General features: G+C 47.2%; 11 protein-coding genes. 4 read left to right on the top strand and 7 right to left on the bottom strand.

Features of this window, described 5'->3' with window-relative positions:
- Positions 1–6 precede the first annotated feature (6 nt).
- Positions 7–1,896 carry a DUF3857 domain-containing protein gene (locus tag AC27IB_RS06200; protein ID WP_487119634.1) on the bottom strand — a complete coding sequence of 630 codons (1,890 nt, stop codon included), beginning with the start codon at positions 1,894–1,896 and terminating at the stop codon, positions 7–9.
- Entirely contained in the window at positions 1,886–2,932 is a 1,047-nt protein-coding gene (locus AC27IB_RS06195; protein WP_487119632.1) for a hypothetical protein, read from the bottom strand. Before AC27IB_RS06195 ends, AC27IB_RS06200 begins: the two co-directional genes overlap by 11 nt.
- 456 nt (positions 2,933–3,388) lie before the next feature.
- On the opposite strand from AC27IB_RS06195, the gene AC27IB_RS06190 reads away from it, so the two are divergent.
- Entirely contained in the window at positions 3,389–4,738 is a 1,350-nt protein-coding gene (locus AC27IB_RS06190; protein ID WP_487119630.1) for a PQQ-dependent sugar dehydrogenase, read from the top strand.
- A 57-nt stretch (positions 4,739–4,795) separates the two neighbouring features.
- Here the strand turns inward: AC27IB_RS06190 and luxS are convergent, their stop codons facing one another.
- Positions 4,796–5,302: an S-ribosylhomocysteine lyase gene (gene luxS, locus AC27IB_RS06185; protein ID WP_296053581.1), complete on the bottom strand. Its 507-nt coding sequence runs from the start codon at positions 5,300–5,302 to the stop codon at positions 4,796–4,798.
- 165 nt (positions 5,303–5,467) lie between these two features.
- On the opposite strand from luxS, the gene AC27IB_RS06180 reads away from it, so the two are divergent.
- Positions 5,468–5,938, top strand: a complete 471-nt coding sequence (locus AC27IB_RS06180) for a CreA family protein (RefSeq protein WP_296053583.1) — start codon at positions 5,468–5,470, stop codon at positions 5,936–5,938.
- Positions 5,939–5,970: 32 nt separating this feature from the next.
- Here AC27IB_RS06180 and AC27IB_RS06175 read toward each other — a convergent pair whose 3' ends face one another.
- The 4 genes from AC27IB_RS06175 to AC27IB_RS06160 all read right to left on the bottom strand — a co-directional run bounded on the left by AC27IB_RS06175 (position 5,971) and on the right by AC27IB_RS06160 (position 11,782).
- Complete coding sequence (locus AC27IB_RS06175; RefSeq protein WP_296053585.1) at positions 5,971–7,290, bottom strand: mechanosensitive ion channel family protein; 1,320 nt, start codon at positions 7,288–7,290, stop codon at positions 5,971–5,973.
- A gap of 145 nt (positions 7,291–7,435) precedes the next feature.
- Entirely contained in the window at positions 7,436–8,590 is a 1,155-nt protein-coding gene (locus AC27IB_RS06170; protein WP_296053586.1) for a glycosyltransferase, read from the bottom strand.
- Positions 8,591–9,070: 480 nt separating this feature from the next.
- A complete protein-coding gene (locus tag AC27IB_RS06165) occupies positions 9,071–10,219 on the bottom strand; it encodes a hypothetical protein (RefSeq protein ID WP_487119627.1) in 1,149 nt (382 codons plus the stop codon).
- Positions 10,220–10,222: 3 nt separating this feature from the next.
- Positions 10,223–11,782, bottom strand: a complete 1,560-nt coding sequence (locus tag AC27IB_RS06160; RefSeq protein ID WP_487119625.1) for an MBOAT family O-acyltransferase — start codon at positions 11,780–11,782, stop codon at positions 10,223–10,225.
- Positions 11,783–11,963: 181 nt separating this feature from the next.
- On the opposite strand from AC27IB_RS06160, the gene AC27IB_RS06155 reads away from it, so the two are divergent.
- Together AC27IB_RS06155 and AC27IB_RS06150 are read left to right on the top strand one after the other, a co-directional pair.
- The gene (locus AC27IB_RS06155) at positions 11,964–12,608 is read left to right on the top strand and encodes a response regulator (RefSeq protein ID WP_487119623.1); all 645 of its coding nucleotides are present in this window, start codon (positions 11,964–11,966) and stop codon (positions 12,606–12,608) included.
- Between the two features lie 73 nt (positions 12,609–12,681).
- Positions 12,682–14,274 (top strand): MASE1 domain-containing protein, encoded by a 1,593-nt coding sequence (locus AC27IB_RS06150; RefSeq protein ID WP_487119621.1) that lies wholly within the window; start codon positions 12,682–12,684, stop codon positions 14,272–14,274.
- The last annotated feature ends 70 nt before the right edge of the window (positions 14,275–14,344 follow it).

Raw genomic sequence — 14,344 nt, 5'->3', positions numbered from 1 at the left:
CAAGCTTTAGCCATCATGCCCAAAAGTAATTGGCGCCTGCTTATAAAATACATTTAATAAATCGTTAAAAGCTGCTATCTCTTCAACCGCTAAATACCGGGAAGGTAGAGATAAAGTGGTAGTAACATGCAGGATATCCAGCTCTTCACCTTGTTCAAAACGGTACGACCGGGTGAGTGCGCCATATTTATGTTCGAGGCTTAGCTTAGCGGGAAAGCGGTTTAGTTGCCAATTATGGGGGAGCTGAATCTTATACTCCGACTCCACTCGGAACCCCGGATAATAATGGCCATACACTTCATTGTTCAGCCACGAAGAAGACAGCTCTCCGCGTAGCCAGGAGTCATTTTCCGCCAGAGACACGCCCTGCTGAGGATCAAAATAGCTGTCGTAAATCGTTTCTGAATGGGTGGTTAACCTGCTCGACATGGTATCCACACCCGAGATCTCAAAGACCGGTTCAGCCTCTTCGTTGGCGACATCGTGATAGACATCAACCATATACTCCAGACGCTTCGGCTGCGATAAGCCAGCCATATTCTGGCGCATTAACGACGCATATTCATTCAGGAAGGTGAGCGTAACGAGCTCTTTTTGGCCGCCCTCCTGCGTAATAGTGATATCTGACTGCGCTTGCAATTGCCAGCGATATTGTGGCCTTGGAATGGTAGACAGCGATTCGTCATTGGACAGGTTTAACGCTACCCGCCCCTGGATCCAGTCCGACGTACTTTGCCACTGAGTGTAAGGATCGGTTGGGTCTAAACAGTACTGCAGGCCCTCATACGTAAAGCAAACCACAACATGATCAAACAAACCAACCGACGCGGCACCAGCCATCGACGGGCGCTCCCTTTTAGTTGCCACCAGCACCGGCTCAGCATCGATGTTGATAGCATGAAGCATGGCTATCAGCAGTGACGATTTATCCTTGCAGTCACCAAACCGGTTGGCAAGGGTTTCGTCAACATTATGGGGGACAATGTCATAGCCCGCTTCGGAGCGGGATACATATCGAATGTCGCGTGCCACAAACTCAAATATAGCCTGGATAAGCGCTGTTTTACCATCAGCACTGGCGGCTAATTTTTCCACCAATGGTCGTACCCCCTCGTTGTGCTCAATCGCTTTTACAAACCCGGGGCGGACTTCAGCTTTGACTGCCTGCCAGTCAGGCTCAGTGGAAAGGGTTATCTGACCAAGTTGGTCTCCCCAGTTCACCACACTGTCAGACTCCGCAGCCACCAGGTTTTCGCCAGAACAAACAACGCTTTGCGACTGCTGCTCACAGGCAACAAACTCACTGGTATTTTCAAAATACAACGCCGCACTGTCGTCCCATTGGGCCTCGAAACTGTAATGTTGCATATCTGCAGTTTGCTGCGGGTAAGAACGAACACTCCAGTAGGAGCGCTCCGGCGTGAGAGTTTCTTCAATTTTATAGGCAACGAGGGTCACGCCACCCACTTCCACTGCCGGGAAGGAAACAATCATCTTTTCGGTTTCAGTAAACGTATTATAGGTATCTTCCGCGATGACCTTCTGATGTGATTCATTCACATAATTAACGTTGCCCGAGGGCGAAATGCTGGCTGCCGTCAATACGGTGAGCGTCTCATTGAGCTGATTAAAGTAAATGCTTTCATAAGCATTGTTTTGCACCGATGCGGTTGTGGGATAGAACCAGATTTTGTGACCATACACTGTCACCTTATTGTTCTTCAGCTCAACTCTGTAGGTACGCTCTAAACCGGTTAAGGCGCTGTGCGCCGCAGGCTCAATGTCACTGGCGAGCTGTTTGGCCCGGGCAATCAGCGCATCGCCCTGCAGAAACTCGGCCGCGGCGGGCTGCATAACCATCACACTTAACAAAAACAGCAATAGCTTACTTTTCATCTGCAGTCAGCCCCTCTATATCCTGAATAAATTGCGGCCGATACTGAGCATATTTACGGGGTTCAACCCACATGTATCCCACCAGCTCTGCCATGCCTTTTTCCTGTTGCATAAGGTGTGAGATATACAGCTGCTTGTCGCCGTCTTCGGTATTTTCACAGGTCACCACAGAGCGCAGTAAGTCTGTGCCTTGTTGCAGTGAGCGAACCGCGGTGCAGGTTGCGCCTGGCATCACTTCCAGGTAGGTTGCATAGCGGTTCTGCGCTATTTCGTTAAAATCATCGTGCTCAGTATAGGTAAATACTGCATACCACATGGTATTGAGTGAAGCAGGACCTCTTAATTCGTACTCGGCTGACCCGTCGGTAACGGTACCAATTGGCACAGTCTCCCAGCCTTCCTGATTCACGGTAAAGCGCACCTTGGCTTCCGGCACGACGATTTCAGTACCGGGTTCTACACTGGTTGTATCCACATTTAGCAGTTTTAACTGGCTTAACGCCCAGATGAGAAATCCCCACAAGGCGACAAACAACAAGCCAACCACCCATTCCAGCGCGTTATAACCGCCAAAACGGTGCATCATGGGCTCACTGTCGAAGGCTTGCCGGATACCATTTAGCCGACGGTGGAGCAGCAAAAACAAAACAAATGCCACTCCCCACAGCACAAACTGCCAGGCCTGCTCTTCCACCAGCTCGCCAGCTACATAGGCGCCGATATAAGTCCCGCTAAACACTGCGTTCCAAACCATGTTCTGCATCTTCGTCCAGCCCGGCAATTGCCGCTCTGTTTCAATGTCACTAAAAGTTTTCAGCAGAATGTGCGAAGCAAATGGCAGAGGCAAACAAACAATCGGGGCAAAAAACCACAGAATGGGCGTAAAGGATCTGCCGGTAATTCGCTTACAGTCGCGAGCGGCCAGGGCAAACCACACAAACAGGTAGCAACCCATAGTAACCAGAGTCAGTATGCCTTCCAGCCAAACTGAACGATACGGCGCGACTTTCTGATAAGAAGGGGGGGAATCGGTCACATCCTTGTCCTCTACTGCTTGGGTAGTCCTCTACCCGATTAAGACGGTGGCGTTTTAACTCGCCATTAATTTAGGGTTATTTTTATGGCAATCCTTATATTCGCAGGCACTCTCACACAGAACTGATTTTTCTGGAGAAACAGTAAATTATCAGCAGCAGGGTGGATTACAGATTGCTGTTAAGCCAGTTTACTCAAGGAGTGATATCCTCGCAATTAAAAGGTGAGTGCGGTATCTTGCCTGCTCCTCTCTGAGTCAGTATTCTACTTAAATATCAACACCCATTTTTTAAATGGTTGTGCTAAATCTCTGCGTATCACGGCAAAGGAAACCTAAGGAATGGACTACTACTACCCTCGATCTCGGTTCATCGTTCCGGGACTGTTATTTTTCACTTTAGTGATTGGATGCAGCGACGATAATAGTCCCCCACAGAGACCAGTAAGCTCGCAACCAGTGCTGACTGCTGCTGAAACTGGTGTAAACGCTCCCCAACCCGTTTCCTATCACGATGTCACGATAGTCATTCGTGATGTAGCAACACTGCCAACACGCCCGGGTAAACGCTCTGGTGCCAGAATAACCACCCTCGCCTATGCCAATGACAATTCGAAGCGCTTCTATGCGGTCGATTTGGATGGCTATGTGTATACCATCGACAACGAAAAGCTCATTAACGACCCCTTTTTAGATGTTAACGCTGCCCTTGGCGATGTGTTTGTCAGGAACGACACCGAGAAAGGATTAACGTCGATGGCGTTTCACCCGGATTTTGCGCAGCCGGGAACGCCTGGTTTCGGTAAACTCTATACCGCTACCACAGAGAGTTATGGCTCAGGAAAGCCGGATTTTAAAGAAGTCAGCACAGGCAAAACACCGTCACACCTCGATGTCATCAGAGAATGGCAGGTGTCGATATCGGGTGATCATGTCGATACAACATCCAGCCGGGTAGTACTGCGAATTTCTCATCCATTCCGCGATCACACCATAGGCCAGATAGCGTTTAATAGCAGTGCAAAATCGGGCGAATCTGACTATGGCATGCTCTATATTGGCGTGGGCGATGGTGGCAATACAGTGGGCTATAAACAGGAAATTAATGCTTATCATACCGCCCAGGATCCACAATTGCCTTTAGGTAAAATTTTACGTATTAATCCTCTTGCCAGGGGTGCAGAGTCTTACACCGTACCGACAGATAATCCGTTTGTGAATAAACCGCCTTTTTTACCTGAAATCTGGGCTTACGGGCTGCGTAATCCTCAGCGTTTTACCTGGGACGATAAAGGCGATCACCGCATGGTGTTAATCGATATTGGTCAGGCCCTTGCAGAGGAAGTGAATGTGGGGGTTGTTGGCAGTAACTATGGCTGGAGCCAGCGTGAAGGATTTCTGAATGTCGACCGCAGAAACAATAAGACCTATCATCCGCTGCCAGCTAACGACTCACAACTCAATTATACATACCCAGCGTTGCAGTATGAACATGATTTAGGCAGGGCAATCACCGGCGGGTACGTATATCACGGAGCCTTGCTAAGTAAATTGGATGGTATGTACATCTATGGCGACATGGCAAGCGGCCGGATTTTTTATACCCAGGCTGCAGCCCTTATTAATGGCAAAAAGGCGCAGTTTGGCGAGATAAAACTGAAGCACAACGCCAGAGTAAAAACCCTTACGGCAATACAAAATGACACCAACCATGCCCAGATGCGATTTGGAACAGATGGTGCCGGCGAGTTGTATCTACTCACCAGAGGCGATGGCACTATACGAAAAATGGTGATGGTGTCAGGGTGAAGAGGTGAAGATAAAATAGCCTCTGCTCCCCGCCGGAGAGCAGAGTTTGTGCAGTCTTTACTGTTCTAAAAACTCATCGCTGAGGTACAGCTCATCGTTACTATTAATACCGACCTTACGATTCAGTACGTTTTGCGCGATTTCCTGCGCTTCTTTAAGTGAATGCATTTTATAAGTACCGCACTGATATTCGTTAAGCTCAGGAATATCTGACTCAGTTTGAACATTCAGTACATCATTCATTGCCGCCAGCCACGCTTTAGCTACACGCTCTTCATTCGGTGTACCAATCAGGCTCATGTAAAAACCGGTTCGGCATCCCATCGGGGAAATATCGATAATCTCCACGTCGTCGGCATTCAGGTGTTCACGCATAAAACCAGCAAATAAATGCTCCAGCGTATGAATGCCCTTTTCTGACAACGCTTCCTGATTCGGTACAGTAAAACGCAGATCATAAACAGTGATCGGGTCGCCCTTTGGCGTGGTCATTTTTTTCGCAATACGTACCGCCGGGGCATGCATACGGGTGTGATCAACACGGAAACTGTCGAGTAATGGCATGAATAAATTCCTTGATTGATAACTATAATGCGACCTTTGGTACGCGCGTTACAGTAAATAAGTTTAATGCGGCCTATTGTACATCAACTATCGGGGATAAACATACCGAACCCGCGCCGATAGGTGTACCCTGTAGTCAAACCAGCCATTGTTAAAAGGAATCTTATGAAAAAGCTGATAGCCACAATAGCAGGCGTATTACTGTTATCTGCCTGCGACCGTAACGAAGTAGGCGATGTCTCATTGGGCTTGTTTACCACCAAAGACATAAAAATAGACATGTTTACTGACCCGTTAATTCCGGGCGTAACCTGCCATGTGGCCAGTATCGAGGCCGATTTGAGTCTGGCCGATCCGTCAGACAGTTCCATAGCCTGCCGTCAGACCGGCGAAATCACTGCTAACATGATAGCCGCAATCGACAAATCAAAATCCGGTGACGTGGTGTTTAAAAAGTCGAAAAGTGTGTTGTTCAAGAATATGAAAATTCGACGTATCTTCGACCCACAAAACCAAACGCTGATGTACCTCGCCTACTCCACTAAAGAAACCTCAGGGAGTTTTAAACACAGTTTATCGACCGTTCCCCTGTGGGGCACCGACGCCTACCAGGAACCGGTAGCCACCAGCGACTAATCTCAAAGGGGCCGGATAGCCCCTTTTGTTCATTAAGGCGTAGTATTTTTGAGTGAAATAGCGTCTTCGTTGATAACCCGCACTTCACGCTGCGGGAACGGAATTTCAATGCCATGCTCGCGCAGGGTTTCAAATACAATTAACAACAAATCACCGCCAACCCGGTTTTTACCGTCATCAACACCTTCCATCCAGAATTCAACAAACATATTCACACCGGAGTCACCAAAGCTGTCGATTTCGCAGTCAGGCCGCTCTTCAAACGGGATCTCCGGCCCGCTGATCACTTGAGGATGTTCACTGACTGCTTCTTTAATAAGTTCGACCATAGCGCGAATATCGGTTTTATAGGCCACAGAGAAGTCGATGCGATAACGTTGCTTTGGATCCTTGTGGGTCCAATTTATTAACAGCGAACTGATAAACTTTTCATTGGGGACGAGAATATCTTTACCGTCATAGGTTTCAAGCACGGCATAACGCATCTTAAACTCGCGAACAAAGCCCTTGCTGCCGTCGTCCAGTTCAACAAAATCACCAACCGTTAACGAGCGATCGAGCAGAATGATAATACCCGAAATAAAGTTTGAGGCTATCGACTGCAATCCCAGACCAAGTCCTACACCCAGCGCACCACCAAACACCGCAAGCGCAGTCAGGTTGATGCCCATAATATTCAGTAGTAACAGGAAAATCACGCAAAATAAGACCACCTCGAAGAGTTTAGAGAACACCTCTTTGGTAGTGACATCGAGTTTTTCGTGATTGCGGATAATATCCTTGCCCATTACGCTGGAAGCCCGGCCAAGCCAGAACAGCAATACACCAAAAATAGTAACCCTGGCCACCCCATAAGCCGACACACTGACGTTACCAATATTGATTGATATTGCCTCCAGGGCGGCGATGACCGAAGGAAGGACATCAATCATGTGCAGAAAAACAATGGGCAAGCCCACCCAGCGCAGGAAGTTCGCTATTCCCTTGCTTTCAACGAAAGCCCGGATGAAAGAATTAAGGAAAATCATGATGGCCACGACCACAGCAACTTCCAGCAGCCAGGCATCAAGCTGATACTGCTTGCCCAGTATCGACGTGAGCTTAAGTAGGGTGATAGTAAAAATTGGGAATAACGTCCCGCCCAGGCGGTACATTTTTAGTCTGATAATATGAGCACCGTCCTCCGGTATTTCACGCGTCCAGCTAAACTGCTTACGCAAACTGGAAGACACCAGCCAGGCAACCACGTAAATCGAAACGATGACAATGACCTGGTACAGGAAGGTCGGACTTAAAACGGCTTCCTGAGCTCCCAGAAGTGCTTTTTTCAGCTCGGCGATAAAGGCTTCCATAATATACCCTGCAGAGGATGATGTTCGGGGCAAGTTGTATCGCTAATTACCCCGCGGGTAAAGTAATATATTTATCACCGACAGATCAGGGTTCTATAGTTTGCCATGCCAGTGAGCGGGTTCTTTGTTATTAAATGTGGCCTGTTTAAATTTCCTCATATCTCATTGATTCTTCGGTTGCGTAGAGTCGGTCCCGCCAGTGGGCCTGGAAATTCTGTTCGGAGCTATATGCCAACAACTGTGCACGATTAGTAAATGGAAGTTCAATGTGCTCTTTCTTAATTTGGATTATTTTTTCTATAACACTTCTTTCGTCTAACGAGTCTAATACGTAACCCACTTTGAAGTGTTCAACCATGTATTTAAACCAGTGGTAGTTCGGCACTAATACAGGCGTCTTCGTTTTGACTGCTCTTAGCACAATGCCTGATGGGCTATAATGATGAGCATAAAGGGCACAGACCAAATTCACACAACTGGTCACATCCATTAGTTCCTGATCGCTCAGGAAGCGGTTAATAACGTGAAACTTTTCCTTTTGTGCAGCGTCAAGACTATCTATAAACGCCTGTATTTCATCGGAAAGCTTGCCAGCCAGTACTAGCTTAACCTTATGGCGTGCGGATATTGCTGCAACGGATTTAATAAGCATCATCGCATTCTTCCGAGGATGAGTATCCATAGCACCACATGCCAGTAGATAAAAATAACCCTCCTTCAGTCCAAAGTAATCAAAAGCTGTTTGCTTAGTCGAGGGCTCTTGCTTATCAATAGGGTCAGGGATAAGTTTAAAACGACTCCGAATGAACCGCCCTAACCAGCCAGGATGATCGTAAGAAGCGTTATCAATTGTGCTCAGGGTATTTTTCCGATGCAGGCATAACAGAATTAATTTAATTAGCTTTTCGGCATAAGAACCATTTGAACAAAGCGCGGGGCTTAGCATCAGGAAGTGATAATCCCACCGATTGAACCAATTAAAGAAGGGCCATAACCACGTTGCCGTCGTCCCTGTTGGCGCAATAACTTTTTTAATCTGACGCTGACGGAGGTGTTCTGCAATAGCTTTGCATTCAAAATAACTCTGCACAAAACTATTCGCTCTGAATACTTTTTCATAAAGAACCACTTCCCCTACATTATTGGTAATTGCCTCAAAAGCTTCACTGGTCGCTGGCGTCAGGATTATTACCTTTTCATTCTTATCCAGAGACTTCAGTATTTTATCCAGGTAGGTAAGATGATGGCCCGTTATTGAAGGCAAATAAATACTCAGATATTCAGACTTTGTTTGTTGCATCGAATTGACTCATTATTATTATTTTTTTTGACACCTTACTTGCGCTTAGCGTCTGCCTTTGATTTTTCGGTTTAAAAACATAGAGGGTATCTCACTGTTTGCCTTAGCGTAATTGTTATTTTAACTATAGTTGAAAAATAAATATCTATTCCATTTTGCTCTACACGGATATTAATAATGTCTGAGGGTTAACTTTCTCTGGTTCATAGTGTTGAGCCAGCGGGGTGAACCTCACATAAGAAACAAACCCAATTTTTACCAGACGGTCTGTACTTACTCAGGACTCCCCGCCCTGATATCAGATAAATGCTTATAGAATTCGAATTCCCTGATTATCTAATAGCTGTAAACTGCTCCCGAAAAGATCTGATTGGTTTTAAGCAATACGTGACCTTTGGGCTGCTCGCGAATCGTCTTGTGAATGGGCACTTTTGCCTTGACTGGTAAATAGCTAAATGCACTGTCTTGATTAACAGGCGCTTAGTTTGATTGAGCTAACCCCGCAACACTCTGCTCAATAACCTTTTCTATGGTTCGCTGTTGCAACCTGATTGGCCAGTTTGTGGAACTCGCAGTGGTGGTTTCGCCAAGGAGCACTTTTAGCACTTCATCGCCTAATGCGGGTCGGTAATGCGCTGGCTCCCAGTACCAGGTCATTAATTGTTTGTCCTGCTCATAATTGAGTGGCTCAAGTGTATGTTCGCCGGGCAAACTGAAATCATAAATCGCATATTCAGGAAAGTTATCTCCCAAGTCGGCCAGATCCCGTTTCCACTGTAAATAGCTCCCCCAATGGCCGGACTTATCAATAACCTGCCAGTACGAGTGGTGATAAGGATTAATAAAGAGGTGAAGGTTGATCGCCGGATGCTTGCTTTTCATTTCATCCATAAACCTTGTCAGTAGCGCAATGGAATAAACTCGTCCATCCGCCTGATAAGTTAAATGCTGGCGGCCGAACCGCATAAAGAGCCCATCGAACTGGTGCTTATAGAAACGCCTCTTCCCTTCAGCTTTAATTGCATCCACATAATATCCACCAGTATTACTGCCAAGCCGGGTAATATTATTGTACGTTCCCCCTTGCTGAGCAATAGTTCTTACGGAGTCGAACAGGGTATCAAGTGAAAACACTGCGGGGTAAATTCGCATGAATTTTTGTGTGATGGTCTCTGGCTCTTGGGTGAGAGAATTGAGCAATTCGTTCTGCAACCATGGCCCGGGACTTTGCGAGTAGTTATGCAGAAAATAACGGTAATCCAGAGCAATAATCATTGTCCTCAGATTCGCATTATAGCGGGCCTGGCTCAGACCATGGCGTAATGTTTCCCCAAGACCGGCACCGGGCAGCGACAAATTATAGGCCTGACGTCCATCAAGCACCGCTGATTCGGCTGCTATGCCGAGCTGAACCCGTGAATTTCCAATTAACACGGTATCCGGTTGCAGAGCCATTGCGCGATACGGTGTCACTTCCCGGACTCTTTCATCAGCCTGGGTTTTCTGTTGGTTAATTCCTTCCAGCACTGGCCCCCAGTAAAAACCATACGGGTCCACCAAAAAATTAAAACCGCCTACCAGAGCGAAAACGAAAACGATTGATAAGGCTAAACGAGTCAGATAATTCATAGTCTAAAACTGAAAATACAGGAATTCACTCACCTGTGACAAAGTGAGTACCCCGGCCACAAAAAGTACCGCTGAAATAACTGCCCAGCGCGTGTTCGCTTTCCAGCCAGTCCCCGTTACCCATTTAAACCCGGGCCAGAAAGTGTCACGCCGATCATAAGATAGCTTACTCAATGAGCCTGCCACACGACTAAAAATATCCTGGGTGTTAGGCATTATTAAAACCACCGCTAATAAAAACACATTCCATAGCCACACTTCTACAAAGGCGCTGCTTCCGGCTGCAGATTCGGTGATCCCCAACTGTGAAAGTACGCCGGTAACGGCGTCTCCTAACCTCGCCCAAATGCCTTGAGGAATAGAAACACCATAACTCCCGAACATCCCTTTTAACATAGTAATAGCACCGTCAAAGGTGACTGCCCGGAAAAATACCCATCCCACAATTACGCCTACAAAGGTAACCGCCCAGCCAATCATTTTGGCCCAAAACGACTGTATGGCATGAAGACCAGGCGCCAGATAACGCCAGGCGTGAAAGATAATCAGATAAGCACCATGAAGGGCTCCCCAGATAAGAAAATTCCAGCCCGCGCCATGCCAAATACCACCTATAACCATGGTTAAAAACAAGTTACGGTAACGATTTATGTTGCCGGCACGGTTACCCCCCAACGCAATGTATAAGTAGTCCCTAAGGAAACGCGAAAGTGTCATATGCCAGCGGCGCCAAAATTCAGAAATATTGACTGACTTGTAAGGCGAATAAAAATTTAAAGGCAGAATAATGCCGAACATCCTGGCCAGTCCGATAGCCATATCGGAATAACCGGAGAAGTCGAAATAAAGCTGAAAAGTGTAGGCCAGTGCGCCCGCCCAGGCCGCAAAGAAATCCAGCGTAACGCCGTTATCAACGTTGGCGAAGGCGACATTAGCGTAACCTGCCACCCCGTCGGCAAGTACCGCTTTTTTAAACAACCCCATGGCAAAAATCGATAAACCCAGGCCAAGATTTTTTGCCGTAATCGAAGCATGGCCGTTGGCAAACTGAGGAAGCATTTCTTTATGATGAACAATAGGACCTGCAATCAATTGCGGGAAAAAGGTCACAAACAACGCATAATCCAGCGGATGCTTTTCTACGGTCTCGCCGCGATAGGAGTCCACCAGATAGGCAATTTGCTGAAACGTAAAAAATGAAATTGCCAGCGGCAATACCACATGTGGAAGAGGTAACGGTGCATCAAGCAGTAAATTGACATTCTCCAGTACAAAGTCTGTGTACTTGAAATAACCCAGCGACAATAGGTTGAGGAAAACACCAATATACAGGGTAAGTTTATCCCGGGCTTTGCTTAGCCGTTTTCCCAGTTGGTAGTTGATGACCATTGAAACCAGGATAATGACCAGATAAGCCGGATTCCACCAGCCGTAGAAAAACAAAGAGGCCACAACCAGTACACACACAACAGCCTTAAACGATGAATACCGGCCAAACAACCACACCAACAAAATGGTCAGTGGTAAAAACGCAAAGATAAATTCGTAGGAGTTAAACAGCATGCAACGTCGCTTTTAGTTATGCTTTTCAAAGGTGACTGTTTTTAGTGACATTACCTTAACTCGGGTAGGAGTTGAAGCCTTAATTGTCTACTTTGCAAACACCTCACCTTTCTAAGCCATTGGCTTATTTAAGCTAATCCTAAGTCACGTTACACTACAGTCGCTAAAAAAGGATTTGCAGATGCATATTGTAATCATTGATGATCATGAGCTAGTCAGAGACGGTATTAGAAACCTTGTCGAGCAAGAGTTTGGCTGGCACGTAGCGTTTGCTGTTGCCGCCCTGGAACAACTACCCGACCTTGAGATCCTGGCGAATATCGATGTGGCGATTATCGACATTTCGCTGCAGGATGCGTCAGCTTTTGATATGCTGGCTGCCATTAAGGCAGACTTCCCGTATGTTCGCTGCCTGATGCTTAGCATGTACGAACACGTTGGCTATATAACGAAAGCCCTGGAACTCGGCGCCGATGGCTATGTCACCAAAACAGCAGCCACAAAAGAACTGATGAGTGCATTGGAAGCACTTGAAAACGGTGACAATTACCTCAGTACCGATTTAAGTAAAAAGCTTGCCTTTGGTCACAATGATGCCTTATCGGAACTCACCGAGCGGGAACGAGAAGTGTTTCTGTTGCTAGCCCGGGGCATGCCGCCCAAGCGAATTTCCAGCCAGCTCAATACCATGCCCAAAACGATAATGGTGCACCGGACTAACATTTACCATAAACTGAATGCGGTATCGCAGTTTGAGCTACTGCGGATCGCTCTGAATGAAGGCATTCTGAGTCTGGATGACTTTATCCATGCGCCCAGCCCGTAACCTCATTACAAGGATTTGTTTGTAACCTGCCTCTTCTACCCAACTTGCGCAACTTTTACTATTAATACAGAGTATGCTGAACCTGCGCTACCTGCTGATGGGGCTGGTCTACACTTTCGTGTTTCACGCTTTATGGCTGGTGAGTAGCGAATTTGAAACCGTGACAGCAACGGTTAGCTGGTATCTGCCCGCCGGGATCAGGCTGGCCGCTTTTCTGGTTTGTCCCTACCGGGCATGGCCAGCATTACTGGTTTGTGAAAAGCTGACATTCTTTGTTCTGTTTTCCCCTGGCGCCGCGCTCGATGAGAGTGCCTTTATGAGCGGCAGTGCTGGCTGGCTGGTTGTTCACTCCCTGCTTACCCCCGCGGTCATGGTGATTGGTGTGTGGCTGTTCAGGAAATACAACCGGCAGCCGTATTTCGATAGTGTTAGCTCAGTAATGAGTTTTTTATTGATCAGCGTGGTCGTGAGCGCTCTGCTGGGCCTGATATTTCTGGGTCGGCGAGCATTGGAGAGCACTGAGTTCAGTGACATATTCTGGCCTACCTGGTTTGATTTCATTCTCGGTGATTTCGTTGGGATTCTGGTACTGACTCCCGCTGTGACGACGTTATTTTACGGCAACCTTGCCGGCATTCAGGCCAGGTCGTTAATAGCACTGGCCATGGCATGGACCTTTAGCCTGATCTCGATAGTGTTATTTTTTCGCTCCGGTCTCGACTTTACCTATCAGCTTAAATACATCGCCATTTTGCCAGCATTGTTACTCTCCTATCGATTTGGTATGCACGGCGGCACCCTCGCCACACTGTTGATTGGTCTGACCGCGTTTGTGGCCTCACTCAGTTCAGGCGAATCACCGTTGGAGCACCAGTTTTATATTGTCGCAATGTCCATCACCGTTTTAATTTTGGGCGCAGCTGTCGAACAGTCTCAACAGATGACCGATAAATTACTTGCTGCGAATAAAACCATGGAAGACAAAAATAGACAGCTAAAAAACGCCATCAGCGATATACAGGCGCTGTCAAATCAACTGGTCGTTACTCAGGAGGCTGAACGAAAACGACTCTCGCGGGATCTTCACGATGATTTCGGGCACCGGATAGTAGATTTACAGCTTCAATTGAGAGGCCTTGCTACACAGCTTCCAGACCACAGCAACGCAGCAACTAAAATCACCATCAAGCTCGATGAACTTTATAATGCTATGAAGCGCAGTATCGGGCGCCTTCGCCCTGCTGGTATCGACAGCTTGCCTTTGGAAAGTGTGCTTCGTAACAGTGAAACACTTAAAACCATGCAGCGTGCTGGCATACAATGTCAGCTTAACAGCCAGGGAACGCCGCTCCCACTGGATGATGAAGTTCGGATTAATATATATCGAATCATTCAGGAAGCCCTCACCAACATCGCCAAACACGCAGATGCGACAGCAGTTACGGTCGATATTATTTATGCACCCCGGCTTATCCGTATTGCAGTAACCGACAACGGCATTGGCTTGCAACAGTCTGCTGCTCCCCCTTCATCCCTCGGTTTAATATCGATGCGTGCAAGAGCTCGCTTTATTGGTGCTCAACTGACAATCGATGCACACCAGCATCAGGGAACCCGGGTCGAACTCACACTACCTGTCGCTACTCAGGCTAAGTCTCTGGCTTAGAGGCAGTAAGAGCAATACCAATGGCGGCCTGAGCAGAAACGGTTAATAACTATCTTCGAGGTATAAACTA

This window comes from Alteromonas sp. 4NH20-0104, assembly GCF_057547795.1.
The sequence above is the reverse complement of the archived record's forward strand: the minus strand, read 5'-3'. Positions and strand labels throughout refer to the sequence as shown.